This window comes from Streptomyces sp. NPDC015345 (assembly GCF_043078805.1).
Taxonomy (GTDB): domain Bacteria; phylum Actinomycetota; class Actinomycetes; order Streptomycetales; family Streptomycetaceae; genus Streptomyces.
In genome coordinates, this window is record NZ_JBIBTX010000001.1 from 861,759 (window position 1) to 882,642 (window position 20,884).

Here is a 20,884-nt window from a genome sequence, read left to right on the forward strand (position 1 = left end):
GCGACCGACGACTGGCAGATGACAGATGACAGATGACAGATATTGAAATCTGTCATCTGTCATGTCATCGTGGACGCATGCGTACTCTCACTCTCGGCACCACCGGCCCCCGCACCTCCGTCCTCGGCCTCGGCTGCATGGGCATGTCCGCCCTCTACGGCGAGGCGGACCGCACGGAGTCCATCGCGACCATCCACGCCGCCCTCGAAGCGGGCGTCACGCTCCTGGACACCGGCGACTTCTACGCCATGGGGCACAACGAACTGCTGATCGGCGAAGCCCTCCGCACCGCCCCGGCCGCGCGCCGCGAACAGGCGCTGACCAGCGTCAAGTTCGGCGCCCTGCGCGACCCCGACGGCGGCTGGTCCGGGTACGACGGGCGGCCCGCCGCCGTCAAGAACTTCGCCGCGTACTCCCTCCAGCGCCTCGGCGTCGACCACATCGACGTCTACCGCATCGCCCGCCTCGACCCCGATGTCCCGGTCGAGGAGACGGTGGGCGCCATCGCCGAGCTGGTCGAGAAGGGGTACGTGCGGCACATCGGCCTCTCGGAGGTGGGCGCCGACACCATCCGCCGGGCCGCCGCGACCGCCCCGGTCTCCGACCTCCAGATCGAGTACTCCCTCGTCTCGCGCGGCATCGAGGCGGAGATCCTGCCGGCGGTCGCCGAGCTGGGCATCGGCGTCACGGCGTACGGCGTGCTCTCCCGCGGTCTGATCTCCGGCCACTTCACCCGCGACCGGCAGCTGGCCGCGAACGACTTCCGCGCCATGAGCCCCCGCTTCCAGGGCGAGAACCTCGACCGCAACCTCGACCTGGTCGACGCCCTGCGGAAGATCGCCGAGCGGAAGGGCGTCAGCGTCGCCCAGACCGCCATCGCCTGGGTGCTGGCGCAGGGCCCCCGGCACGGCGCGGCCATCGTGCCGCTGGTCGGCGCGCGCCGCCGGGACCGGCTCGACGAGGCCCTCGGCGCGCTCGGCGTGACGTTCGACGACGCCGACCTCGCCGCGATCGAGGCGGCCGTGCCCGCGGACGCGGTGGCCGGCGCGCGCTACCCGGAGGCGCAGATGGCACACCTCGACAGCGAGCACTGAGCCGCCCACGGGTACGGTCTAGGGCATGGCAACCGCGGCACCCCTGACCCCCGAGCGCATCCTCGAAGCGACCGAGGAGGTCTTGCGCAGGCACGGCGCGGCCAAGGCCACGGTTGTAGACGTGGCCCGCGCCCTGGGGGTGAGCCACGGCACGGTATACCGCCACTTCCGCACGAAGGCGGAGCTGCGCGGCGCGGTCACGAAGCGGTGGCTGGACCGTACGTCCGTGGCGCTCGCGGGCATCGTCACCGGCTCCGAGCCGCCCGAGGCGAAGCTCCGCCAGTGGCTCGCGGGCCTCTTCGACGCCAAGCAGCACAAGGCGGGTGACGATCCCGAACTGTTCGCCACCTACACGGTGTTGGCGGAGGAGAACGGCGACGTGGTGAACGACCACATCACCGAACTCACCGGCCAGCTGACCGCGATCATCCAACAGGGCGTGACCACAGGCGACTTCACGTCCCCCGACCCCGCCCTGTCGGCCCGCGCGGTCTTCGACGCCACCTCCCGCTTCCACGACCCGTGCTACGCCCCGCACTGGTCCCGCCCCGGCATCGACGAGGCGTTCACCGCCGTACTGGACCTGACGGTGCGGGGGCTGCGGGCCTAGCCGCCCCTGCGCATCAGCAGATGCCCCCGGCGGAACCGCTCCCCCTCCCACGGCTCCCGCAGCATCCGGCCGATCTCGGTGAAGCCCGCCTCGCCGGCCAGCTCCGCGAGGCCGTCGACGGGCCAGCGGTATGCCGTGGTCACCTTGTGGTCGAACTCCGTGACCGGGCCGCCCTCCGACTCGAAGAAGCCGAGCAGGAGGAGCCCGCCGGGGGCGAGCACCCGGCGGAACTCCTCGAAGTAGGGCCGTACTTCTTCCGGCGGCGTGTGAATGACCGAGTACCAGGACACGACGCCCGCAAGGCCGCCGTCGGGCACGTCGAGCGCGTCCATCGACCCGACCTCGAACCGCAGCTCCGGGTAGGCCTCACGGGCGAGGCCGATCATCGCCGGAGACAGGTCGACGCCGAAGACGTCCAGGCCCATCGACCGCAGCAGGGCGGTCACGGGGCCGGGGCCGCAGCCCACCTCGGCGACGGTGCCGTTGCCCTCGGCCCGCACGTGGTCGGCGAAGGCGGCGATCAACGCGCGGTCCAGGGAGGGGCCGTTGAGGTCGGTGCGGTCGATTCCGGCGTACTGGACGGCGACGGCGTCGTAGGCGTCCGCCGTCGTGGCGAGGTGCGTGGAGGTTCTGGTCATGGGTGAAGACCTTAGGGGCCGCCCCTGACACCCACACCTACAGCCCCTCCTCCGTCGGCCGGTGCTCCACGTACTCGATCACCGTCCCGTCCCGGTGCCGTGCCGTGAACCCCGAGCCCGTCGGGACCCTGATCAGTGGCTCCGTGATCTCCGCGCCCTCCGCCGCAAGGCGCTCCAGATACGCCCGCGCCGAGTCGACGAGGAGCGTGCCGTGCGTCGCGCGGAAGGGGGCCAGCGTCTCCTCCGTGCCCTCGATCAGGAGGAAGGCGCCGACCGCCGCGAGGGCGAGGTCCTTCTCCGGATACGTGAACCACATGTCCCGCTCGGTGCCGAGCAGCCGCTCGTACGAGGCCGCCAGCGCGTCCAGCGTGCCGGGGCCGGTGTAGACGCGGAGGAAGGGGCGGGGCGCGGGCAGGTCCGTGGAGTCGTTGCGGCGGCGCCACATCGTCGGGGTGTCAGTCATGGGACCAGCCTCGGCCCGGCCGCCCGCCGCTGCCAGAGAGGCATCGGTGGGGGTGAGTCCAGGTCATAGGCTGGGCCCATGGCGACCACGACGGCAACCTCGGCGCTCCGGTCGGGACTCGGCGGCTTCCTGCGCGCCCACCGCGAGCGCCTCACGCCCGGTGACGTCGGGCTGCCGGGCACCGCCCGCCGCCGCGCGAAGGGGCTGCGCCGCGAGGAGGTCGCCGTGCTCGCCGGGGTCTCCGTCGCCTGGTACACGTGGCTGGAGCAGGGCCGCGTGGACACCTCCCGGCAGGTGCTCGACGCCGTCGCCCGCGCCCTGCGCCTGGACGACGCCTCCCACCGGCACGCGCTGGCCCTCGCCGGGTTCGCCCCGGCGCCGGGCGACGCGCGGCCCGCGCACGACCCGGAGTTGAGGGCCGTGCTCGACAGTTGGCCCGACAGTCCGGCGCTGCTCCTGGGGCCCGCCCTGGACATCCTCGCCTGGAACCACGCGTACACCACGCTGTGGCCCGACCCGGCGGCCTTCCCCGAGGACCGGCGGAATCTGCTGCTCCTGCTGGTCACCGACGCGCGGCATCAGCGGCTGCTGCCCGGCTGGGAGCCGGTCGCCATGGATCTGTACCGGCACCTGCGCACACGGGCGGACCGCCGCCCCGACGCCGAGGACTTCCGGCACCTCACCGGCCTGCTGCGGTCCGCGCGGCCGGACCTGGCGGACTGGTGGGCCTGCCGCTCGGTCGGCGACTTCGCCCCGCGCACGGTGGACATCACCGAGGACGGCGGCTCGCCCCGCGCGTACGGCATGACCATGCTCCTCGCCCCCCAGCCGCAGGACGCCGCGATCCTCGTACAGACACGCGTACATACGGCGAAGCCCCCGGCTCCATAAGAGGAACCGGGGGCTTCACGCACCGCGCGAGAAGGGTCAGCAGCCCACGAGCCGCGTCGCGAGGTAGCCCTCGATCTGGTCGAGGGAGACGCGCTCCTGCTTCATGGAGTCACGCTCGCGCACCGTCACGGCGTTGTCGTCGAGGGTGTCGAAGTCGACGGTGACGCAGTACGGGGTGCCGATCTCGTCCTGGCGGCGGTAGCGGCGACCGATGGCGCCCGCGTCGTCGAACTCGATGTTCCAGTTCTGCCGCAGGGCGGTCGCGAGGCCCTTGGCCTTCGGGGACAGCTCCGGGTTGCGGGAGAGCGGCAGGACCGCGACCTTCACCGGGGCGATGCGGTGGTCGAAGCGCATGACCGTGCGCTTCTCCAGCTTGCCCTTGGCGTTGGGCGCCTCGTCCTCGAAGTACGAGTCGAGCAGGAAGGCGAGCATGGTGCGGCCGACACCGGCGGCGGGCTCGATGACGTACGGGGTGTAGCGCTCGCCGGCCTCCTGGTCGAAGTACGAGAGGTCCTGGCCGGACGCCTTGGAGTGCGCCGACAGGTCGTAGTCGGTGCGGTTGGCGACGCCTTCCAGCTCGCCCCACTCGCTGCCGCCGAACTGGAAGCGGTACTCGATGTCAGCGGTGCGCTTGGAGTAGTGGGAGAGCTTCTCCTTCGGGTGCTCGTACCACCGCATGTTCTCCTCGCGCAGGCCGAGGCCGGTGTACCAGTTCCAGCGCTGCTCCATCCAGTATTCCTGCCACTGCTCGTCCTCGCCCGGCTTGACGAAGAACTCCATCTCCATCTGCTCGAACTCGCGGGTGCGGAAGATGAAGTTGCCGGGCGTGATCTCGTTGCGGAAGGACTTGCCCATCTGCGCGATGCCGAACGGCGGCTTGCGGCGCGAGGTCTGCTGGACCTGGGCGAAGTTGGTGAAGATGCCCTGCGCGGTCTCGGGGCGCAGGTAGGCGACGGAGCCGGTGTCCTGCGTCGGGCCGAGGTGCGTGGCGAGCATGCCGGAGAACTGCTTGGGCTCGGTGAACTGGCCCTTGGTACCGCAGTTGGGGCAGTTGATGTCCGCGAGGCCGTTCGCCGGGGGGCGGTTGTGCTTGGCCTCGTAGGCCTCTTCCAGGTGGTCGGCGCGGTGGCGCTTGTGACAGGAGAGGCACTCGGTGAGCGGGTCGGAGAAGGTCGCGACATGGCCGGAGGCCTGCCAGACCTCGCTCGCCAGGATCACCGACGAGTCGATGCCGACGACGTCCTCGCGCGAGGTGACCATGTAGCGCCACCACTGGCGCTTGAGGTTCTCCTTCAGCTCGACGCCCAGCGGTCCGTAGTCCCAGGCGGCGCGCTGGCCGCCGTAGATCTCACTGCACGGGAAAACGAAGCCACGGCGCTTGCTCAGGCTGACGATGGTGTCGATCTTGTCGGCGGCCACGGTGCTCTCTTCATAAGACGGTGGGCGAGGCGAATGCCTCAGGTTACCGGCGGCCGGACCCCCCTAATCAAATCGGTTCCCCACAAGCGGCCTCGGGCCCCTTGTGGGGACCTTCACCGGGACCCCTTGTTGACAATCGTTTCCACATTTGTTGAAAATGAGTGTCATGAACGTACGACGACGCCTGATACCCACCGCCGCCCTTGCCTCCGCGACGGTCCTCGGCCTCACGGCCCTGACCGCCTGCTCCTCCTCCGCCGCGGACGACAAGGACGGCAAGCTCGACGTGGTGGCGTCGTTCTACCCCATGCAGTACCTCGCGGAGCAGATAGGCGGCGACCACGTCTCCGTCACGAACCTCACCGAGCCCGGCCAGGAGCCGCACGACCTCGACGTCTCCGCCAAGCAGCGCGGGCAGCTCGAGGAGTCCGACGTCGCCCTGTACCTCAAGGGCCTCCAGCCCGCCGTCGACGACGCGATCGACCAGTCCGGCATCAAGACCAAGGTCGACGCCGCCTCCCTGACCAGCATGGAGAAGCACGGCACCGAGGTCGGCGGCCACGCCGACGAGCACGCCGACGAGGGCCACGAAGACCACGGCCACGAGCACTCCCACGAAGGCTCCGACCCCCACATCTGGCTCGACCCGGTGCGGTACGCCGAGGTCGCCGAGGGCGTCGGCAAGGCCCTGGAGAAGGCCGACCCCGACCACGCGTCGACGTACAAGAAGAACACCGCGAAGCTCGTGAAGAAGCTCGATGGCCTGAACAAGCGCTTCGAAGACGGCTTGAAGAACACCAAGGCGGCCCCTCCGAAGGTCTTCATCACCACCCACGCCGCCTTCGGCTACCTCGCCGAGCGCTACGGCCTCACCGAGGAGGCCATCAGCGGCCTCGACCCCGAGGGCGAGCCGAGCAACAAGCGCGTCAAGGACCTCCAGAAGATGGCGAAGGAGGACGGCGTCACCACGGTCTTCTACGAGACGCTCGTCAGCGACGAGACGGCCAGGACCCTGGCGAAGGACGCGAACCTGAAGACTGATGTACTCGACCCGATCGAGGGCATCACCAAGAAGTCCAGGGGCGACGACTACATCGAGGTCATGGACTCCAACCTCCAGGCCCTGCGCAAGGCCCTGGGCGCCAAGTGACCCCACCCCCTGTGGCTACGGAGGCACGAGCCATGAGCAAGTCCCCTGATTCAGGTGAAGCCGTCATATCCCTGCGCAAGGTGACCGCCGAGCTCGGCTCGCGCCCCGTGCTGCGCGGCATCGACCTCACCGTGGGCCGCGGCGAGGTCGTCGCCCTGCTCGGCGCCAACGGCTCGGGCAAGTCCACCGCCGTCCGCACGGTCATCGGGCAGGTCCCGGTCAGCGGCGGCGAGGTCGAGATCTTCGGCACCCCGCGCCGCCGCTTCCGCGACTGGGCCCGCGTCGGGTACGTCCCGCAGCGCACCACAGCCGCGGGCGGCGTGCCCGCCACGATCAGCGAGGTCGTCACGTCGGGGCGGCTCTCCCGGGCCCGCTTCGGCCTGCTCCGCAAGGCCGACCGCGAGGCCGTCGCCCGCGCCATCGACCTGGTGGGCCTGGCCGACCGCGCCAAGGACTCCGTGAACGCCCTCTCCGGCGGCCAGCACCAGCGGGTCCTGATCGCCCGCGCGCTGGCCTCCGAACCCGAACTGCTGATCATGGACGAGCCGATGGCGGGCGTCGACCTGGCGAGCCAGGAGGTCCTCGCGGCCACCCTGCGCGAGCAGGTCGCGAAGGGCACCTCGGTCCTGCTCGTCCTCCATGAACTGGGGCCGCTGGAGCCGCTGATCGACCGCGCCGTGGTGCTGCGCGACGGCTGCGTCCTGCACGACGGGCCGCCCCCGCGGGCCGTCGGCCAGCACGCCCTGCCCGGCCACGACCACGTCCACCCGCACCCCGCCGACACGGAACCGGTCCGTACCGGCCTGCTGACCTGAGGGCGAGCAAGAACGATGGAAATCCTCGAATACGCCTTCATGCAGCGGGCCCTGCTCGCCGCCGTCCTGGTCGGCATCACCGCGCCCGCCGTCGGCATCTACCTCGTGCAGCGCCGCCAGGCCCTGATGGGCGACGGCATCGGCCACGTGGCGATGACGGGCGTCGGCCTCGGCTTCCTGCTCTCGACCTCGCCGGTGTGGATGGCGACGGCGGTCGCGATCGTCGGCGCCGTGGTGATGGAGCTGATCCGCTGGTACGGCAAGACGCGCGGTGACATCGCGCTCGCCATGCTGTTCTACGGCGGCATGGCGGGCGGCGTGATGTTCATCAACCTCGCGCCCGGCGGCTCGAACGCGAACCTCCAGTCGTACCTCTTCGGCTCGCTCTCCACGGTCTCCGAGGAGGACGTCACCGCGATCTGCCTGCTCGCGGCGTTTGTGGTCCTCGTCACGATCGGCCTGCGCCGCCAGCTCTTCGCGGTCAGCCAGGACGAGGAGTTCGCGCGCGTGACGGGCCTGCCGGTGCGCGCCCTGAACCTGCTCACCGCCGTCACCGCCGCGGTGACGGTCACGGTCGCCATGCGTGTCGTGGGCCTGCTCCTGGTCTCCGCGCTGATGGTGGTGCCGGTGGCGGCAGCGCAGCAGCTCACCCGCAGTTTCGCGGCGACTTTCGCGATCTCCGTGGCGATCGGCGTCTCGGTGACGATCGGCGGCACGGCGACGTCGTACTACCAGGACGTGCCGCCCGGCGCGACGATCGTGCTGCTCACCATCGGTGTCTTCATCGCGCTGACGGTGCTCGCGACGCCGCTGGCCCGGCGCAGGGCGCGGGCCGTGGCCGCCGCGGAGGCGACCGGCGATCCCGCGGAGTGCTCGGTTCCGGCCCAGCCGGCAGCCAAGCTCTGACCTGAGTTCTGGGCGACCTGGCACAATGGCCCGGCAAGCCCAGCAGGCCCAGACCAGAGCGCAGACGCGAGGAGACAACCGTGGGAGCCCCGGTTCGAGGCAGGTCCACCCGCCAGCGTGCGGCAGTGGCCGCGGCACTCGACGACGTGGACGAGTTCCGCAGCGCGCAGGAGCTGCACGACATGCTCAAGCACAAGGGTGACTCGGTCGGACTGACCACCGTCTACCGCACGCTCCAGTCCCTCGCCGACGCCGGCGAGGTGGACGCGCTGCGCACCAGCGACGGCGAGACGGTCTACCGCCGCTGCTCGACGGGCGAGCACCACCACCATCTGGTCTGCCGTGTCTGCGGCAAGGCCGTGGAGGTGGAGGGCCCCGCGGTCGAGACGTGGGCCGAGACGATCGCCGCCGAGCACGGCTTCGTGAACGTGGCGCACACGGTCGAGATCTTCGGCACCTGCGCGGACTGCGCGAGCAAGTAGCGGTACGTACGTACATGAGGGGGCCCGCGCCGGACTGGCGCGGGCCCCCTCATCCGCGTGCGCCTAGCTGTCGGCGATCTGCTGCTCGTTGGGGATCGCCCCGCCGAAGCGGCGGTCGCGCGAGGCGTATTCGAGGCAGGCCCGCCACAGGTCACGGCGGTCGAAGTCCGGCCACAGCACGTCCTGGAAGACCATCTCGGCGTACGCGCTCTGCCAGAGCAGGTAGTTGGAGGTGCGCTGCTCGCCGCTCGGGCGCAGGAACAGGTCGACGTCCGGCATGTCCGGGTAGTACAGGTACTTCGCGAACGTCTTCTCGCTGACCTTGGACGGGTCGAGACGGCCCGCCCGCACGTCCTCGGCGAGGGCCTGGGCGGCGTCGGCGATCTCGGCGCGGCCGCCGTAGTTCATGCAGAAGTACAGGGTGAGCTTGTCGTTGCCCTTGGTCTGCTCCTGGGAGATCTCCAGCTCCTTGGCGACCGACTTCCACAGCTTCGGCATACGGCCGACCCAGCGCACGCGGATGCCCAGCTCGTCGAGCTGGTCGCGGGTCTTGCGGATGAAGTCGCGGTTGAAGTTCATCAGGAACTTCACCTCGTCCGGGGACCGCTTCCAGTTCTCCGTGGAGAAGGCGTAGAGCGAGATCGCGCCGACGCCCATCTCGATGCCGCCCTGGAGGACGTCGAGGACGCGCTCCGCGCCGACCTTGTGCCCCTCGGTGCGCGGCAGCCCGCGCTCCTTCGCCCACCGGCCGTTGCCGTCCATGACGATGGCGACATGCTTCGGCACCAGCTCGCCGGGGATCTTCGGCGGCCGTACGCCCGTGGGGTGCGGCTCGGGGGTCTTGTACTCGCGGCGGGACCGTCCGAGGATTCCGCGTCGTGCCATGGGGCTCTCTCTCCTACGTAACAGGTGATGCTGCTCAGCTTGTCTCAGCTTTTCTCTACGTATCGCAGAGAACGCAGTCCGCGCTCCAGGTGCCAGTGCAGATAGGCCGAAACCAGCCCACTGCCCTCGCGTGCGTGCCGCGCCTCGCACGCGTCCGCCGTCTCCCAGTCGCCCGTGAGGAGCGCGCCCAGCAGGGTCAGGGTCTCCGCCGACGGTACGACGCTGCCGGGCACCCGGCAGTCGACGCAGACGGAGCCGCCCGCCGCGACCGAGAAGAACCGGTTCGGCCCCGGCAGACCGCACTTGGCGCAGTCGTCGAAGCTGGGCGCGTAGCCGTTCACGGCGAGGGAGCGCAGCAGGAAGGCGTCGAGGACGAGGTGCGGCTCGTGCTCTCCTCTGGCGAGCACCCGGAGGCCGCCCACGAGCAGCAGGTACTGCTGCACGGCGGGCTCTCCCTCGTTGTCGGTGAACCGTTCCGCCGTCTCCAGCATGGCCGTGCCGGCGGTGTAGCGGGCGTAGTCCGTCACGATCCCGCCACCGTAGGGAGCGATGGTCTCGCTCTGCGTGCACAGCGGAAGGCCGCGCCCGACCAGTTCGCTGCCGCGCGCGAAGAACTGCACGTCGACGTGGGAGAACGGTTCGAGCCGCGCCCCGAACTTCGACTTGGTGCGCCGCACGCCGCGCGCCACGGCGCGTACCCGCCCGTGACCGCGCGTGAGCAACGTGATGATCCGGTCCGCCTCACCCAGCTTCTGGGTGCGCAGCACGATGCCGTCGTCGCGGAACAGACTCATGGGGCCATTCTCGCGTACGCGAGGGGGTCACAGGTCCTCGGGGAGCAGCCGGAAGGCGCCATGCGCGGTCAAGGGGCGCATCATGCGAAAGTGGGTGTCGCTGGTCAGCATGTCGGCCGTCTGGAAGGACGCCGCGAGGGTGACGTTCATGGCATCCGCCAGCCCGACACCTTTGCCACCCGCCGCGTCCGCGTAGCCACGCATCACCGCCATGGCACCCCGCAGGTGCGGAGCGACCTCCGGGATCTCGAATCGGCGGGTCTCCGCCTGGCGGGCGATGAACTCAAGGGCAGTCATGGACGCCGCGGCCCCGACCCGCTCAGTCAGCAGGTAGTCGAGTTCGGTGAGCACCATGGGCGACACCACCAAATGCCCTACGCGGGCCAGTGCGTCCTTGTGGGCCGCGTGACGCGGATCCTTCGGCGTGAAGAGGCGGTAGAGGGCGTTGGTATCCGCGATCACCACCGGGATCTCAGACACCAGCCGCCCCCATCCCGCGCAATGTCTCCTCGATCTCATCGTCCGTGAGCGCCGGCCCGCCGAGGTCCGGCAGATCGAGCAGTCCCATCGGGTCAGTGCGGAACGGATAAGAAGGCCGCCCCAGACTTCCCCCTCTGGGCACGATGTCCCCTATGGGCACGCCATCCTTGGTGATGGTCACCGTCTCGCCCGCCTCGACACGGGCCATGACACGCGACGTCTGCTGGTTGAGCTCCCTCAGTGGGACTTCGCTGGCACTCTCCATACAGTCAGCGTACTACGCGTTCTACACCGCGCCCCGTGGGGCGCCTTCAAGGCACCTCCCCCCGGCTCCGCGCGTTCGCGTACGCCGTCGCCGCGCGCAGCCGTTCCGCCGTCGTCGCCGCGCGGATCGCCTCCGGGGCGCAGTCCCACTCCCGGCCGCCGCCGTAGGGCCGCAACTGGACGTAGGGCCCCTCGTAGCCCATGACCCTGCCGACGCGGCCATTGCGGGTGTCGACGACGTACGAGCCGATGGGGAGGTTCACGGGGTGGTTCACGGCGCGCTCCTCAGCGCCGCGGCCAGACGCGCCGCCACGTCGGCGGAACAACCGCCCAATTCGATACGCGGACACGGTGCCTCCCTGGCGACCGATGCCGGGTCGATCCGCAAGGACGGCAGAGCAATTCCCGCTCGTGCGAGTGCGGCGCGCAATTCCCTCAATGTTTCCTCCGCCAGTTCGACGCATACCTCTGCGTGGCGCTTGGATTCCGCCGTCACGTCACTCCCCTTCGTCTGCGGCTTTCACTCTTCGTGCCCCTACGGTGACGCACCGCATCTACACTTGGCAGGAGTCTGTCCTCTACAACTGGAGGGCAGGGGAAGGGGGTTGGCCATGGCCAATGGTTCACGTCAGGCAGCGTGGGAGTTCTTCGGCGCGGAGCTGAAGAGACGCCGGGAGGACGCGGGGTTCAGCCAATCGGTCCTGGGGACACGGGTTTTCGTCTCCGGTGGATACATCGGCCAGTTCGAGCAGGCCATTCGCAAGCCGCAGCTGGATGTGGCGCAGCGGATCGACGCGGCGCTACAAACCGATGGCTTTTTCGAGCGAATGTGCCGGAAGCTGATCGATGACAAGCGGTATGCGGACTATTTCGCGGCGGTCGTGGAGCTGGAGGCGCTGGCGACGCGAATCTGCGAGTTCGCGCCGACGCTGATTCCGGGGCTGTTGCAGACGGCGGAGTACGCCAGCGCTGTCATGATCGCAGCCAACCCGTTCGTCACAGACGAGTACGTCGAGGAGAAGGTGGCCGCGCGGCTGGAGCGGGCGCGCATCCTCAAGGACGCTGCTCGGCCTGAGTACTGGGTTGTACTACACGAGAACGTGCTTTACGTCCCGGTGGGTGGCCCGGCCGCCATGGCCGCGCAGCTGGACCACTTAGCGCGGCTGATGCGTGAGCGGCACGTGTTGGCGATGGTGCTTCCGTATGAGGCAGGGGCTCACGCCTCCATGGGCGGAATGCTGAAGCTCATGGAGTTCGAGGACGCGCCGCCAACCGGCTATACAGAAACGGAGTATGCGGGAACCCTGGTGGACGAACCGGTAGTGGTGAAGCGCGCACAGCGCACATACGATCTGCTCAGGGGCGCCGCGATGTCGCCGGAGGCGTCCCTCGCCCTGATCGAATCGGCGGCTGAGGACTACAGACGATGCGCGAGTACGACCTGAGCAACGCCCGTTGGCGCAAGAGCAGCCACAGCAACGGCGAGGGCGGCAGCTGCGTCGAGGTCGCCTACGACTTCGTCGGCGCCGCCCGTTGGCGCAAGAGCAGCTACAGCAACGGCCAAGGCGGCGACTGCGTCGAGGTCGCCGACGGAGTCCCCGGTGTCGTCCCCGTGCGGGACAGCAAGGTCCCGCACGGCCCCGCCCTGGTGATCGGCGCCGCCGCCTGGCAGGCGTTCGTCAGCGGCGCGGTCACGGCGGACCCGCGGTGAGACCGCTCAGGTCAGCTCGATGACCAGCATGACCACCGCCGCGACCAGCACCAGCGAGCCCACCGCCCGCTCCATCATGTAGCCGGCGCGATTGGGCTCGGTGGCGTCGTAGTCCTTCACGAACGGCTTCTGTAGAGGGCGGTTCACTCTCCACAGAAGCTGTGGTTTCACCACTTGGACCGTCGCCATCACGATGAACAGGCACAGGAACACCACGGCCATGGAGGGAGCCTCTCTCTCCGGTTCTTCCGGGCTCGCACAGCCCGGTGAGGCCCCGTTGCCCTCGAACATGCCCCTGACACGGTGCGGAATCGGCCCTTCCCCGCAAGGGCGCGCAGCGGCTGTCAGGAGAAGCTGCCAGACAGTGCCTGCGTGTCGGCGTACGAAGGGATGCCCCCCGGGAGCGGCGTCCCCTGCCGCACCGCCTCGGCCGCGGCGAGGGCACCGTGCAGCGCCGCCCGGAACAGCAGCGACCCGCAGCTGACGCGCCGCACGCCCGCCTCGGCCAGTTCGGGGAGGGTGGGGCCGCCGGGCGCGTAGAGGATGTTGAGGGGGGCGTCGAGCGCCGACGCCAGCTCGGCGATGACGTGTACGTCACGCAGGCCGGGGACGAACAGGCCGTCCGCGCCCGCCTGTTCGTACGCGCGGAGCCGGCCCTCGGTCTCGGCCGTGTGGTCCCCCGGCAGCCAGTGCGTGTCCGTGCGGGCGTTGACGAAGAGGCGGCCGTCCGTCGCCTCCTTCACGGCCCGGATCACCGCGCACTGCCGGTCGAGGTCGGCGAGGGTGCCGTCGGGGCGGCCGTCCTCGATGTTGACGCCGGCCACGCCCGCCTGCGCCAACTCGACCGCGAGCGCCGCGACGTCCTGCGGGCGGTCGCTGAAACCGCCCTCGATGTCGACGCTGACCAGTACGTCGAGACGGGCGAGGCCACGGGCGAGCCGTACGGTCTCCGCGCGCGTACCGCCCACCCCGTCCGGCAGCCCCGCGGCGGCCGCCACCCCGAGGCTCGTCGTCCCGACCGCGCGGAACCCGGCGGCGGCCAGCGCGGCGGCCGAGGCGTGGTCCCAGGCGTTGGGGAGCAGCAGGGGCGCGCCGGGGCGGTGCAGGTCGCGGAATTCCTCGTGGCGAAGCGTCATGCTCCGACCGTACGGCGGCGACGCTTCGGTACGGGCCGCAGTGTCATCGCCAGGGTGCCGGCGTGGGCAGGAAGTGCACGTCGTAGCGGTCCTGTTCGGAGCGGAGACTGTCCAGGGACTCCAGGCCGTGCTGGATGCGGCCCAGCGCGCGGAAGTACCCGAAGCGCTCGACGCCCGGCGTCAGCACGGCCAGCAGCCGGACGGTGGAGCCGCGTGCCGCGCCGAACGCGTGCGGCACGCGGGGCGGGACCACGACGAGGCCGCCCTCCTCCACGGTCGACAGCTCCCCGTCGAGCAGGAACTCGGCGGTGCCCGAGGCGACGTAGAACAGTTCGTGCGACAGGGCGTGGAAGTGCGGGCGCGCACCGTCGGCGCCCTCGCCGAGGGTCAGCGCGTTCGCGCCGAGCGCGCCGCCGGTGTCGCTCGCGTCGGCGAGCAGCGAGAAGCCGCCGCCATGCGGGAGGGGCACGTACTCGGCGCCGGTGGGGCGGCGGACGAACGGCGGGCGTGTCTTGGGGCTGCCGTTGGGTATGACCACGGGTCCTGGCCTTTCGGGGATATGGGTGGGTGAGCGGGCGCGAATTCGCTCTGGCACGCCATTCGAACCCGGGAAGCAATCGCGTACCACCGGCTGTTGTCGCCCACAGAAATCACGGATCGTGATCAATCCAGGCAGGGGCGGGGGGCCGGTCGGGAGCGAGGCGGGGGCATGGAGCTACGGCAGCTGGAGTACTTCGTGGCGGTGGCCGAGGAGGGTGGGTTCGCGCGTGCCGCCGAGCGCTGCGGGATCGTGCAGTCGGCGGTGAGCCAGCAGGTGCGGCGCCTGGAGCGGGAGTGGGGCGTACTCCTCTTCGAGCGGTCCACGCGGCACGTACGGCTGTCCGGGGCGGGCGAGCGGTTGCTGCCGGAGGCGCGGGCCGTGCTCGCGGCGGCCCGGCGGGCCCGGCAGGTCGCCGCCGACGTCGCGGGCGGCTCGGACGGCGTGCTGCGCGTGGGCGGAGTGCAGGCCCCTGGCGGTCGGATCTTCGGCGTACTGAACGAGCTGGCGGAACGGGCGCCCGGCCTCCAGGTCACGCTGCGGCGCCTGCCGCCCGCCGAGCGGCTCGCGGCGGTGCGGGCGGGCGAACTGGACGCCGCTTTCGTACGCGCGCTGGACGCGGCCCCCGGGCTGGAACTGCTGCCGGTGTGGAGCGACCCGCTGTACGTGGCGCTGCCCGCCGGCCATCCACTGGCGGAAGAAACGGTCCTACAGCTCGATCGGCTCACGGCGGCCGGGCTGGCGCTGCGGCTCGCGCCGCGCGAGAACAACCCGCCCTTCCACGACCTGATCACCGGGGCCCTGCGTGCGGCGGGAGCGGAACGGCCGCTTCTGGGGCCGCCGTTCACGACACTCCAGGAAACACTGACGGCGATCGGCGGCCCGGGTGAGTCGTCGTGGACCGTGTTTTACGAGGTGAGCGGTCTGCCGTCGCTGCCCCGCGTGGCGGTGCGACCACTGGCCGGGCCGTCGGTGGTCACCTGCCTCGCCGTCCGGCCGGGGCCGCCGGGTGCGGCCCTGCGCGAGCTGCTGCTCGTCACCACGGCACGGGAGGGGGCAAATCAGGCGGCGAGCTCTACCCCGTCGCCGAGGAGCTGACCGCGCCCGTGACCACGTCCCACGCCGCTATCGCCCGCTCCGCGACCTTCTCCAGGTCGCTGCGGGTGGCGCCGTCACGGGCCTGGACGGACATGCCCTGCAGTACGGCGGTGTAGAAGGAGGCGACCGCCCGGGTGTCCGTGTCGGCGGGCAACTCGCCGTTCAGGATGCCCTGTTCGATCCGGCGGGCGATGCTGCTGATTCCGTCCTTGCGCCACTGGGCGAGCCTCTCCTGTATGGGCGCGTTCTCCGCCGAGCAGTTGGCGGCGGCCTGCACGATCATGCAGCCGCCGGGCTTGGCCTCGTCCGTGTACGCGCGCACGTTCCCCCGGAGGATCGCCGCGACGGCCTCCCTGGCGGTCGGCTCGTCGGCGAGGGCGCGGGCGATGAACTCGCCCTCGGTGGCGCCGTACAGGGCCACGGCCTCCAGGAACAGTTTCTCCTTGGAGCCGAACGCGGCGTAGAGGCTGGGCGAGCGGATCTCCATGGCGGAGGTCAGGTCGGTCATGGACGTCGCCTCATACCCCTGCTCCCAGAACACGGCCATGGCGCGCTCCAGCGCGGTGGTCCGGTCGAAGCTCCTGGGGCGCCCGCGTGCCGCCGTCATGACCTCTACCCCTTCCGGATCTTCTTCCGGGACTGGCGCCGTGATTTCTGTGTCGTTCACTCAATATATCTCTTGACGGGGGCGGGTGGGCGTGTGACGATTTCTGTGTCGATCGGCACAGAAAGCTGACCGGCACGGACGGTTGCCCGGCACAGTGACGGGCCGAGGAGCGGGGGGCGTGCGCGCGATGGACGAGTTGACGTTGGCGGGGAAGGCCGCGCTGGTGACGGGCGGCAGCAGGGGCATCGGCGCGGCGATCGTGCGGCGGCTCGCGGCGGAGGGCGCGGACGTGGCGTTCACGTACGTCAGCGCGGCCGGCGAGGCGAAGGCGAAGGACGTGGTGGCGGACGTCGAGGCGCTGGGGCGGCGCGCCGTGGCGCTCCAGGCGGACGCGGCGGACGCCGACGCGGTCACGGGCGCGGTGGACCGGGCGGCGGCGGAGCTGGGAGGCCTGGACATCCTGGTGAACAACGCGGGCGTCTTTCCGAGCGGCCCGTTGGAGGACGTCACCCGCGAGGAGCTGGAGCGCACGCTGGCCATTCATGTCAGCGCGGCGTTCCTCGCGGCGCAGAGCGCGGTGCGGCACCTGCCGGAGGGCGGCCGGATCATCAGCATCGGCAGCAATCTGGCGGAGCGGGTGCCATTCCCGGGCATAGCGCTCTACGCGATGAGCAAGGCGGCCCTGTCCGGACTCACCCGGGGGCTGGCCCGGGAGCTGGGCCCGAGGGGCATCACGGCGAACGTCGTGCACCCGGGCCCCACCGACACGGACATGAACCCCGCGGACTCCGCCAGTGCCGACTTCCAGCGCGGCCTGATGTCCCTCGACCGCTACCTGGACCCCGACGACGTCGCGGCCCAGGTCCTGCACCTGGCGGGCCCCGGCGGGCGGAACATCACGGGCACGGCGATAACGGTCGACTCGGGCACCAACGCCTAGCTTTCGCGTGGGGGTGCCCTTGGCCCAAGATGCCCCTATGAAGAGTGACTTGTTCTCCAGTGACCACATGGCACAACCGGCCCTGGCGCCCGGAATGACCCTTCAGAACGCCAAGTCCATCAAGTACGCGGTGAGCGGTGAGATGTTCGCGCGACAGGGCGCGATGATCGCGTACCGCGGTGACTTGCAGTTCGAGCGCAAGGGCCAGGGCGTGGGCGGCATGCTCAAGCGCGCGGTGACCGGTGAGGGGCTGCCGCTGATGGCCGTGCGCGGCCAGGGCGAGGCGTGGTTCGCGCACGAGGCGCAGAACTGCTTCATCGTCGACGTCGAACCGGGCGACGTCCTCACGGTCAACGGCCGCAACGTCCTGTGCTTCGACGCCACCCTCTCGTACGAGATCAAGACGGTGAAGGGCTCGGGGATCGCCGGGGGCGGGCTGTTCAACAGCGTCTTCACGGGCGCGGGCCGCCTCGGCCTGGTCTGCGACGGCAACCCGCTGGTGATCCCCGTCTCCCCGCAGCAGCCGGTGTACGTGGACACGGACGCGGTGGTCGGCTGGACCGCCGATCTCGCCACGTCCCTGCACCGCTCGCAGTCCATCGGTTCGATGATCCGCGGCGGCTCGGGCGAGGCGGTGCAGCTGATGCTTCGGGGTGAGGGCCACGTCATCGTGCGGCCGAGCGAGGTGACGCCGCAGAAGGCGCAGCAGCACTGAGTGCCGCCGCGCACTCCCACGCCTACCGGGGCCCTCACCCGGGGGAAGCGTCAGGCGGCCTGGCGCTCCCGCTGCTCATATCCGGCGAGGCGGACGCAGACGGTCAGGCCGTGCATGGCCTGCTCCAGCTCGGCGAGGGACGGGTAGCTGGGGGCGACGCGGATGACGGCGTCACGCGGGTCGTCGCCGTAGGGGTGCGTGGCGCCGGCCGGGGTCAGCACGATGCCTGCCTCGGCGGCGCGGCGCACCACGTCCTTGGCGCAGCCGTCGGGGACCTGGAGGGTCACGAAGTAGCCGCCCTTGGGGGAGGTCCAGGTCGCGAGGCCGGTGCCGCCCAGCTCGGCGTCGAGGATCCGCGCCACGGCCTCGAACTTGGGCTGGAGCAGGGCGCGCTGACGCTCCATGTGGGCCCGCACACCGTCGGCGTCCCGCAGGAACAGCACATGGCGCAGCTGGTTGATCTTGTCGGGGCCGATCGAGCGCTTCTGGTTGTTGGCCAGGAGCCACTTGACGTTGGCGGGCGAGGAGCCGAAGAAGGCGACGCCCGCGCCCGCCGCGGTGATCTTGGAGGTGGAGCCGAAGACGAACGCCCGATCCGGGTTCCCGGCCTCGGCGCAGGCGCCGAGCAGGTCGGCGATCTCGGCGGGCTCGTCGGTGAGGTGGTGGGCGGCGTAGGCGTTGTCCCAGAAGATCCGGAAGTCGGGGGCCGCGGTCTCCATGCGGGCGAGGCGGGCCACGGTCTCGTCGCTGTAGACGACGCCATCGGGGTTGCTGTACTTCGGCACGCACCAGATGCCCTTGACCGCGGGGTTCTCGGCGGCGAGACGCTCGACCTCGTCCATGTCGGGCCCGTCGGCCGTCATGGGCACCGGGATCATGTCGATGCCGAACCGCTCGCAGAGCGCGAAGTGCCGGTCGTAGCCGGGCACGGGGCACAGGAACGCGACGCGCTCCTGGTCCACCCAGCGCGAGGTGGCGCCGGGCAGCACGCCGAGGAGCGCGTGCACGAGGCAGTCGTGCATCAGCTCCAGGCTGGAGTTGCCGAGGGCGAGCAGCTGGGCGGCGGGCACCTGGAGCAGCTCGGCGAAGATCTCGCGGAGCTCGGGCAGGCCCTGGAGGCCGCCGTAGTTGCGTACGTCCGTGCCGTCGGCGGAGGTGTGGCGTCCGCCGGGCAGGCCCAGCAGGTCCTCGCTGAGGTCGAGCTGCTCCGGTGCGGGCTTGCCCCGGGTGAGGTCCAGGGAGAGCCCGCGCCCCGCGAGATCCTCGTAGTCCTTCCTGGCCCGCTCCAGGAGGCCGGCCAGGGCCGGGGCGTCGGGGCTCAGCTCGGTGGTCATGGTGTTGCCTCTCGCAGGTGCCGCATCGATGGGTCGCGCCTGCCGAGAATACAAAACCGGGCACCCCGGCCTTTCACCCGTGAGAAGGGCCCGGCCGCCGACGCGTCGATATGCCGTGTGCGGGACCTTGACCGGCCCCCCTGCCCCTCCTATGGTCGCCACGCCACCCATGACGTAGGACGTGGGATCTCTCAAGGGAGACAAGGGGAGAAACAGTGAGCGACCAGAGCGACCTGAGCCACCTGATCCCTCGGACCTCGACCCAGGAGGGCCCCCGCCCGGCCGCGCCGGCCGACCGGCGGGCCTTCCTCAAGTACACCGGAGCGCTGGGCGCGGCCGCCGCCGTCACCACCACGCTCTCCGCCTGCTCCGCGGGGCCCGAGTCCACGAACGAGACCGGTGGCGGCGGCCAGGGCGGCGACTCCACGCTCACGGCCGTGATCGGCTACGGCAACGACGGCAGCTGGGACCCGACCCAGACCGCGTCCGCCTTCGCCATGGCGGGCAACGAACACATCTACGAGGGTCTGCTCGGCACGGACCCGATCAGCCGTGAGCCCTATGCCGCGCTCGCCACCGAGATCCCCGACGACCTCAAGGCCACCACGTGGAAGTTCTCCCTGCGTCCGGGCGCCAAGTGGCACGACGGCAAGCCCGTCACCGCCGATGACGTGGTGTTCGTGTTCGACCGGATCCTCGACCCGAAGACACAGACCCTCGCCAAGGGGTTCTTCGCGAGCTGGCTGAAGGAGGTCAGGAAGGTCGACGCCCTGTCCGTGGAGCTGATCCTCAAATTCCCCTTCCCCGACGGCGCCGCGCGGCTCTCCCTCGCGAAGATCATGCCGAAGCACGTCTTCTCCCGGCCCGGCGCGTGGGAGGACGCGACCAAGGGCAAGGCGATCGGCTCAGGTCCGTACCGGCAGACCGCGCACCACCCGAAGTCGAACACCACCTTCGAGGCCTTCGAGGACTACAACGGCCCGCGCAAGGCCGCCTTCAAGAAGATGAACTGGCTGACGATCGTGGACGCCGCGCCGCGCGTCGCCAAGATCTCCGGCTCCGGCGCGGACGCGGAGATCGCCGACAACATCCCGTACGCCAACATCGGGCAGCTGAAGAAGAGCGGCATGACCGTCGAGGGCGGCGCCGGCATGAACAACCTCTTCCTGCTCTTCAACACCGCGCACAAGCCGTTCGACGACGTACGCGTGCGGCAGGCCCTGCACTACGCCATCGACCGCGACAAGATGATCGAGGCCGCCCTCAAGGGGCACGGCAAGGCGGCGACGTCCTTCCTCAACGAGGCCAACCCCTCCTACCGGCCCGCCAGGACCGTCTACGCGTACGACCTGGCGAAGGCGAGGAAGCTGCTGAAGGAGGCGGGCGTCGGCAAGCTGAGCGTCAACCTCATGGCGGTCAACGTGAGCTGGATCGTGGACTGCCTGCCGACCATCCAGGACGGCTGGGAGAAGCTCGGCGTCGAGGTCACCCTCGACCCGCAGGAGACCACCGCCGTCTTCACCAAGCTGGACCAGAAGAAGGACTTCCAGGTCGTCGCGGCCGCCTCGAACCCCAACCAGTTCGGGCTCGACGCCGACCTGATCATGCACTACAACTACGGCCCCGAGAACCTCTGGATGGGCTACGCCCGCTGGGCCCGGAACCCCACCGCCAAAAAGCTCTTCAAGGACATGGCGCAGGCCACGCGCGAGCCGGAGGCGGGCAGGAAGCGGGCCATGATCCAGGACTACATCGACGTCGTGGCCGAGCAGGCCGTGCTCTATCCGGTCGTGCACAACGAACTCATGACGGCCTGGGATCCGAAGAAGATCAGCGGCGTCCAGGCCCAGCCCTATCCGGGGATCAACCTGCTCCAGGCCAAGTGGGCCTGACGAACGGCCGGTTCGGGAGGCG

At 70.4% G+C, this 20,884-nt stretch carries 26 protein-coding genes; 13 read left to right on the forward strand and 13 right to left on the reverse strand.

Annotated elements, in window-relative coordinates; translation table 11 throughout:
* The first annotated feature begins 77 nt into the window (after positions 1-77).
* A complete protein-coding gene (locus ACF062_RS03925) occupies positions 78-1,094 on the forward strand; it encodes an aldo/keto reductase (protein ID WP_392135293.1) in 1,017 nt (338 codons plus the stop codon).
* A gap of 25 nt (positions 1,095-1,119) precedes the next feature.
* Positions 1,120-1,704 (forward strand): TetR family transcriptional regulator, encoded by a 585-nt coding sequence (locus ACF062_RS03930; RefSeq protein WP_392135296.1) that lies wholly within the window; start codon positions 1,120-1,122, stop codon positions 1,702-1,704.
* Here ACF062_RS03930 and ACF062_RS03935 read toward each other — a convergent pair.
* Together ACF062_RS03935 and ACF062_RS03940 are read right to left on the reverse strand one after the other, a co-directional pair.
* Positions 1,701-2,342 carry a class I SAM-dependent methyltransferase gene (locus ACF062_RS03935; protein WP_392135299.1) on the reverse strand — a complete coding sequence of 214 codons (642 nt, stop codon included), beginning with the start codon at positions 2,340-2,342 and terminating at the stop codon, positions 1,701-1,703. The two genes, ACF062_RS03930 and ACF062_RS03935, sit on opposite strands and share 4 nt — an antisense overlap.
* Before the next feature lie 37 nt (positions 2,343-2,379).
* On the reverse strand, positions 2,380-2,805 hold the full coding sequence (locus ACF062_RS03940; protein WP_392135301.1) for a VOC family protein: 426 nt from the start codon (positions 2,803-2,805) through the stop codon (positions 2,380-2,382).
* Between the two features lie 78 nt (positions 2,806-2,883).
* Here ACF062_RS03940 and ACF062_RS03945 point away from each other — a divergent pair, with 78 nt between their 5' ends.
* Positions 2,884-3,696: a helix-turn-helix domain-containing protein gene (locus ACF062_RS03945; protein ID WP_392135304.1), complete on the forward strand. Its 813-nt coding sequence runs from the start codon at positions 2,884-2,886 to the stop codon at positions 3,694-3,696.
* A 36-nt stretch (positions 3,697-3,732) separates the two neighbouring features.
* On the opposite strand, the gene ACF062_RS03950 is transcribed toward ACF062_RS03945, so the two are convergent.
* Entirely contained in the window at positions 3,733-5,115 is a 1,383-nt protein-coding gene (locus tag ACF062_RS03950; protein ID WP_223774543.1) for a glycine--tRNA ligase, read from the reverse strand.
* A gap of 166 nt (positions 5,116-5,281) precedes the next feature.
* Between ACF062_RS03950 and ACF062_RS03955 the strand changes: the two genes are divergently transcribed.
* From ACF062_RS03955 to ACF062_RS03970, 4 genes are read left to right on the forward strand one after another with little or no spacing between them, the layout of a single operon-like run.
* Complete coding sequence (locus tag ACF062_RS03955) at positions 5,282-6,265, forward strand: metal ABC transporter substrate-binding protein (protein ID WP_392135308.1); 984 nt, start codon at positions 5,282-5,284, stop codon at positions 6,263-6,265.
* A gap of 32 nt (positions 6,266-6,297) precedes the next feature.
* Positions 6,298-7,080 (forward strand): metal ABC transporter ATP-binding protein, encoded by a 783-nt coding sequence (locus tag ACF062_RS03960; RefSeq protein WP_392135311.1) that lies wholly within the window; start codon positions 6,298-6,300, stop codon positions 7,078-7,080.
* 15 nt (positions 7,081-7,095) lie between these two features.
* On the forward strand, positions 7,096-7,986 hold the full coding sequence (locus ACF062_RS03965) for a metal ABC transporter permease (protein ID WP_223774545.1): 891 nt from the start codon (positions 7,096-7,098) through the stop codon (positions 7,984-7,986).
* Positions 7,987-8,003: 17 nt separating this feature from the next.
* Positions 8,004-8,468 carry a Fur family transcriptional regulator gene (locus tag ACF062_RS03970; RefSeq protein WP_392136510.1) on the forward strand — a complete coding sequence of 155 codons (465 nt, stop codon included), beginning with the start codon at positions 8,004-8,006 and terminating at the stop codon, positions 8,466-8,468.
* A 63-nt stretch (positions 8,469-8,531) separates the two neighbouring features.
* On the opposite strand, the gene ACF062_RS03975 is transcribed toward ACF062_RS03970, so the two are convergent.
* The 5 genes from ACF062_RS03975 to ACF062_RS03995 are packed head-to-tail and all read right to left on the reverse strand — an operon-like array spanning position 8,532 to position 11,154.
* On the reverse strand, positions 8,532-9,353 hold the full coding sequence (locus ACF062_RS03975; RefSeq protein WP_392135314.1) for an isoprenyl transferase: 822 nt from the start codon (positions 9,351-9,353) through the stop codon (positions 8,532-8,534).
* Positions 9,354-9,397: 44 nt separating this feature from the next.
* A complete protein-coding gene (gene recO / locus ACF062_RS03980; protein ID WP_392135317.1) occupies positions 9,398-10,147 on the reverse strand; it encodes a DNA repair protein RecO in 750 nt (249 codons plus the stop codon).
* 27 nt (positions 10,148-10,174) lie between these two features.
* Positions 10,175-10,627, reverse strand: a complete 453-nt coding sequence (locus tag ACF062_RS03985; protein WP_359775484.1) for a PIN domain-containing protein — start codon at positions 10,625-10,627, stop codon at positions 10,175-10,177.
* A complete protein-coding gene (locus tag ACF062_RS03990; RefSeq protein WP_392135320.1) occupies positions 10,620-10,892 on the reverse strand; it encodes a type II toxin-antitoxin system Phd/YefM family antitoxin in 273 nt (90 codons plus the stop codon). Before ACF062_RS03990 ends, ACF062_RS03985 begins: the two co-directional genes overlap by 8 nt.
* 46 nt (positions 10,893-10,938) lie before the next feature.
* Positions 10,939-11,154, reverse strand: coding sequence for a hypothetical protein (locus tag ACF062_RS03995; protein ID WP_356573569.1), 216 nt, complete (start codon positions 11,152-11,154; stop codon positions 10,939-10,941).
* 348 nt (positions 11,155-11,502) lie between these two features.
* Here ACF062_RS03995 and ACF062_RS04000 point away from each other — a divergent pair, with 348 nt between their 5' ends.
* Entirely contained in the window at positions 11,503-12,336 is an 834-nt protein-coding gene (locus tag ACF062_RS04000) for a helix-turn-helix domain-containing protein (RefSeq protein ID WP_392135323.1), read from the forward strand.
* A complete protein-coding gene (locus tag ACF062_RS04005; RefSeq protein WP_392135325.1) occupies positions 12,318-12,602 on the forward strand; it encodes a DUF397 domain-containing protein in 285 nt (94 codons plus the stop codon). Before ACF062_RS04000 ends, ACF062_RS04005 begins: the two co-directional genes overlap by 19 nt.
* Before the next feature lie 6 nt (positions 12,603-12,608).
* On the opposite strand, the gene ACF062_RS04010 is transcribed toward ACF062_RS04005, so the two are convergent.
* The 3 genes from ACF062_RS04010 to ACF062_RS04020 form a co-directional block, all read right to left on the reverse strand.
* Positions 12,609-12,824 carry a DUF6199 family natural product biosynthesis protein gene (locus ACF062_RS04010; RefSeq protein WP_356573408.1) on the reverse strand — a complete coding sequence of 72 codons (216 nt, stop codon included), beginning with the start codon at positions 12,822-12,824 and terminating at the stop codon, positions 12,609-12,611.
* 122 nt (positions 12,825-12,946) lie between these two features.
* Positions 12,947-13,738, reverse strand: a complete 792-nt coding sequence (locus ACF062_RS04015; protein ID WP_392135328.1) for an isocitrate lyase/phosphoenolpyruvate mutase family protein — start codon at positions 13,736-13,738, stop codon at positions 12,947-12,949.
* A 43-nt stretch (positions 13,739-13,781) separates the two neighbouring features.
* The gene (locus ACF062_RS04020; RefSeq protein ID WP_356573404.1) at positions 13,782-14,276 is read right to left on the reverse strand and encodes a cupin domain-containing protein; all 495 of its coding nucleotides are present in this window, start codon (positions 14,274-14,276) and stop codon (positions 13,782-13,784) included.
* 171 nt (positions 14,277-14,447) lie between these two features.
* Between ACF062_RS04020 and ACF062_RS04025 the strand changes: the two genes are divergently transcribed.
* Positions 14,448-15,374 (forward strand): LysR family transcriptional regulator, encoded by a 927-nt coding sequence (locus ACF062_RS04025; protein WP_392135332.1) that lies wholly within the window; start codon positions 14,448-14,450, stop codon positions 15,372-15,374.
* On the opposite strand, the gene ACF062_RS04030 is transcribed toward ACF062_RS04025, so the two are convergent.
* Positions 15,352-15,981 (reverse strand): TetR/AcrR family transcriptional regulator, encoded by a 630-nt coding sequence (locus tag ACF062_RS04030; RefSeq protein WP_392135335.1) that lies wholly within the window; start codon positions 15,979-15,981, stop codon positions 15,352-15,354. The genes ACF062_RS04025 and ACF062_RS04030 overlap by 23 nt on opposite strands.
* A gap of 187 nt (positions 15,982-16,168) precedes the next feature.
* Between ACF062_RS04030 and ACF062_RS04035 the strand changes: the two genes are divergently transcribed.
* Both ACF062_RS04035 and ACF062_RS04040 read left to right on the forward strand, forming a co-directional pair.
* Entirely contained in the window at positions 16,169-16,921 is a 753-nt protein-coding gene (locus ACF062_RS04035) for an SDR family oxidoreductase (RefSeq protein WP_356573567.1), read from the forward strand.
* Between the two features lie 37 nt (positions 16,922-16,958).
* Complete coding sequence (locus tag ACF062_RS04040; RefSeq protein WP_392135338.1) at positions 16,959-17,636, forward strand: AIM24 family protein; 678 nt, start codon at positions 16,959-16,961, stop codon at positions 17,634-17,636.
* A 50-nt stretch (positions 17,637-17,686) separates the two neighbouring features.
* On the opposite strand, the gene ACF062_RS04045 is transcribed toward ACF062_RS04040, so the two are convergent.
* The gene (locus ACF062_RS04045; RefSeq protein ID WP_392135341.1) at positions 17,687-18,970 is read right to left on the reverse strand and encodes an aminotransferase class I/II-fold pyridoxal phosphate-dependent enzyme; all 1,284 of its coding nucleotides are present in this window, start codon (positions 18,968-18,970) and stop codon (positions 17,687-17,689) included.
* Between the two features lie 245 nt (positions 18,971-19,215).
* Between ACF062_RS04045 and ACF062_RS04050 the strand changes: the two genes are divergently transcribed.
* Complete coding sequence (locus ACF062_RS04050) at positions 19,216-20,862, forward strand: ABC transporter substrate-binding protein (protein ID WP_392136514.1); 1,647 nt, start codon at positions 19,216-19,218, stop codon at positions 20,860-20,862.
* The last annotated feature ends 22 nt before the right edge of the window (positions 20,863-20,884 follow it).

What these genes read in the sequence shown, in the direction of transcription:
- ACF062_RS03975 (WP_392135314.1), bottom strand. Translation starts at nt 9,353, where the DNA reads ATGGCACGACGCGGAATCCTCGGACGGTCCCGCCGCGAGTACAAGACC.
- ACF062_RS03965 (WP_223774545.1), top strand. Translation starts at nt 7,096, where the DNA reads ATGGAAATCCTCGAATACGCCTTCATGCAGCGGGCCCTGCTCGCCGCC.
- ACF062_RS03990 (WP_392135320.1), bottom strand. Translation starts at nt 10,892, where the DNA reads ATGGAGAGTGCCAGCGAAGTCCCACTGAGGGAGCTCAACCAGCAGACG.
- ACF062_RS04045 (WP_392135341.1), bottom strand. Translation starts at nt 18,970, where the DNA reads ATGACCACCGAGCTGAGCCCCGACGCCCCGGCCCTGGCCGGCCTCCTG.
- ACF062_RS04010 (WP_356573408.1), bottom strand. Translation starts at nt 12,824, where the DNA reads ATGGCCGTGGTGTTCCTGTGCCTGTTCATCGTGATGGCGACGGTCCAA.
- ACF062_RS04035 (WP_356573567.1), top strand. Translation starts at nt 16,169, where the DNA reads ATGGACGAGTTGACGTTGGCGGGGAAGGCCGCGCTGGTGACGGGCGGC.
- ACF062_RS04005 (WP_392135325.1), top strand. Translation starts at nt 12,318, where the DNA reads ATGCGCGAGTACGACCTGAGCAACGCCCGTTGGCGCAAGAGCAGCCAC.
- ACF062_RS04000 (WP_392135323.1), top strand. Translation starts at nt 11,503, where the DNA reads ATGGCCAATGGTTCACGTCAGGCAGCGTGGGAGTTCTTCGGCGCGGAG.
- ACF062_RS03960 (WP_392135311.1), top strand. Translation starts at nt 6,298, where the DNA reads ATGAGCAAGTCCCCTGATTCAGGTGAAGCCGTCATATCCCTGCGCAAG.
- ACF062_RS04030 (WP_392135335.1), bottom strand. Translation starts at nt 15,981, where the DNA reads ATGACGGCGGCACGCGGGCGCCCCAGGAGCTTCGACCGGACCACCGCG.
- ACF062_RS04025 (WP_392135332.1), top strand. Translation starts at nt 14,448, where the DNA reads ATGGAGCTACGGCAGCTGGAGTACTTCGTGGCGGTGGCCGAGGAGGGT.
- ACF062_RS03945 (WP_392135304.1), top strand. Translation starts at nt 2,884, where the DNA reads ATGGCGACCACGACGGCAACCTCGGCGCTCCGGTCGGGACTCGGCGGC.
- ACF062_RS03925 (WP_392135293.1), top strand. Translation starts at nt 78, where the DNA reads ATGCGTACTCTCACTCTCGGCACCACCGGCCCCCGCACCTCCGTCCTC.
- ACF062_RS03940 (WP_392135301.1), bottom strand. Translation starts at nt 2,805, where the DNA reads ATGACTGACACCCCGACGATGTGGCGCCGCCGCAACGACTCCACGGAC.
- ACF062_RS04015 (WP_392135328.1), bottom strand. Translation starts at nt 13,738, where the DNA reads ATGACGCTTCGCCACGAGGAATTCCGCGACCTGCACCGCCCCGGCGCG.
- ACF062_RS04040 (WP_392135338.1), top strand. Translation starts at nt 16,959, where the DNA reads ATGAAGAGTGACTTGTTCTCCAGTGACCACATGGCACAACCGGCCCTG.
- ACF062_RS03955 (WP_392135308.1), top strand. Translation starts at nt 5,282, where the DNA reads ATGAACGTACGACGACGCCTGATACCCACCGCCGCCCTTGCCTCCGCG.
- ACF062_RS03935 (WP_392135299.1), bottom strand. Translation starts at nt 2,342, where the DNA reads ATGACCAGAACCTCCACGCACCTCGCCACGACGGCGGACGCCTACGAC.
- recO (WP_392135317.1), bottom strand. Translation starts at nt 10,147, where the DNA reads ATGAGTCTGTTCCGCGACGACGGCATCGTGCTGCGCACCCAGAAGCTG.
- ACF062_RS03930 (WP_392135296.1), top strand. Translation starts at nt 1,120, where the DNA reads ATGGCAACCGCGGCACCCCTGACCCCCGAGCGCATCCTCGAAGCGACC.